The 689-nt window shown below is 31.2% G+C and carries 1 protein-coding gene; it reads right to left on the minus strand.

The annotated features are described in order from the left end of the window. Window positions 1–51 precede the first annotated feature (51 nt). On the minus strand, window positions 52–366 hold the full coding sequence (locus tag CXF74_RS21530; RefSeq protein ID WP_101084694.1) for a hypothetical protein: 315 nt from the start codon (window positions 364–366) through the stop codon (window positions 52–54). Window positions 367–689: the final 323 nt, after the last annotated feature.

Raw genomic sequence — 689 nt, forward strand, 5'->3', positions numbered from 1 at the left:
GAAAATGGAACTCAATCCACTGTTTTAATTTAGTTTAAAATTTTCTAAACATTATTTTTCAGCAGACTCTACAAGTTCTTTGAAGTTTATTTTTATATCTCCAAAATACGAGTAAACCCATAAGCCAAACAATCCATACACACACATAATACATGTAAAAATAATGCTCATAATTAGACCAATGATAATTGAAAGTATAAATCCAGGAAAGCCGGTAACAGGAGTCCCCCCCATGGATACAGTTTCAAAACCAAATAAAGCAAACACTCCAAAAATGAAGCTTGTGATGAACATTCCAATTCCAATACTTTTTAATAAAAGCATAAAAAAAGAACGCTTCGATATTTTCTTAGAAGTAACTTCCATATTACGTAACTCTCCTGAATGTGTAACGCTGCATTAAGCAGGCTAAATAGTGGATTATAATATTGAGTCACAAAACTTAACCCACTATTTTAGTTTCGCTTAAAGGTCTTATAGGTTTACTGTATATTTTAAATCTTTAACTTCGTCACCGGTGATACCTCGAAATCCCCAGCAATGCTTAGGCTGTTCTTTAATAGTGATTTCAATATCGATAGGTGAAATATTGAGGTGATTTTCAATATTTTTAAATAGTTACTTTATTAATGCTTTTTTGGTCTCAATTTTACGACCTTCCATCATATTTATTTCAATCACAGTGTAGT

The sequence above is a fragment of the Psychromonas sp. Urea-02u-13 genome, from assembly GCF_002835995.1.
In the GTDB taxonomy this organism is placed as follows: Bacteria; Pseudomonadota; Gammaproteobacteria; order Enterobacterales; family Psychromonadaceae; genus Psychromonas.